This is a genomic window from Pseudomonas sp. Sample_24 (assembly GCF_004307605.1).
In the GTDB taxonomy this organism is placed as follows: domain Bacteria; phylum Pseudomonadota; class Gammaproteobacteria; order Pseudomonadales; family Pseudomonadaceae; genus Aquipseudomonas.
Genome location: NZ_RCNW01000154.1, coordinates 1 through 975 on the forward strand (window position 1 = coordinate 1; position 975 = coordinate 975).

At 55.2% G+C, this 975-nt stretch carries 1 protein-coding gene; it reads left to right on the forward strand.

The genetic code is table 11. The features are described from left to right. Positions 1 to 76 precede the first annotated feature (76 nt). A partial coding sequence (gene clpX / locus D8V06_RS07485; RefSeq protein WP_130930718.1) for an ATP-dependent Clp protease ATP-binding subunit ClpX occupies positions 77 to 975 on the forward strand: 899 nt, incomplete at its 3' end.

A 975-nucleotide genomic window follows, 5' to 3' on the forward strand; every position in this document is an offset into this window, starting at 1 on the left:
GATCAGCGGCGGGCTTGAAAAAGCCCGCAATAGCCTTCATCTTGTGTTGCAAGCCTATCGGATTTGGATCGAACGAATGACTGACACCCGCAACGGCGAGGACAACGGCAAGCTGCTCTATTGCTCCTTCTGTGGCAAAAGCCAGCATGAAGTGCGCAAATTGATTGCCGGCCCCTCGGTCTTTATCTGCGACGAGTGCGTCGACCTGTGCAATGACATCATCCGCGAGGAGGTGCAGGAAGCACAGGCCGAAAGCAGCGCGCATAAATTGCCTTCGCCTAAAGAAATCAGCGGCATCCTTGATCAGTATGTGATTGGTCAGGAGCGTGCGAAAAAGGTTCTGGCCGTAGCGGTGTACAACCACTACAAGCGCCTGAACCAGCGTGACAAAAAGAATGACGACGTCGAACTCGGCAAAAGCAACATCTTGCTGATCGGCCCGACAGGCTCGGGTAAAACCCTGCTTGCCGAAACACTGGCCCGCTTGCTGAACGTTCCGTTCACCATCGCCGACGCAACCACCCTCACCGAGGCGGGTTACGTGGGTGAAGATGTCGAGAACATCATTCAGAAGCTGTTGCAGAAGTGCGATTACGACGTGGAAAAGGCCCAGATGGGCATTGTCTACATCGACGAAATCGACAAGATCTCGCGCAAGTCTGACAACCCGTCGATCACCCGGGACGTTTCCGGTGAAGGCGTGCAGCAGGCCTTGCTCAAGTTGATCGAAGGCACGGTCGCTTCCGTTCCGCCGCAAGGTGGTCGCAAGCATCCGCAGCAGGAATTCCTGCAGGTTGACACTCGTAACATCCTGTTCATCTGCGGTGGTGCGTTCTCCGGTCTGGAAAAGGTTATTCAAAACCGTTCCACCAAGGGCGGCATCGGTTTCAACGCCGAAGTGCGCAGCAAGGAAGAAGGCAAGAAGGTTGGTGAATCCCTGCGTGAAGTCGAGCCTGACGATCTGGTCAAGTTCGG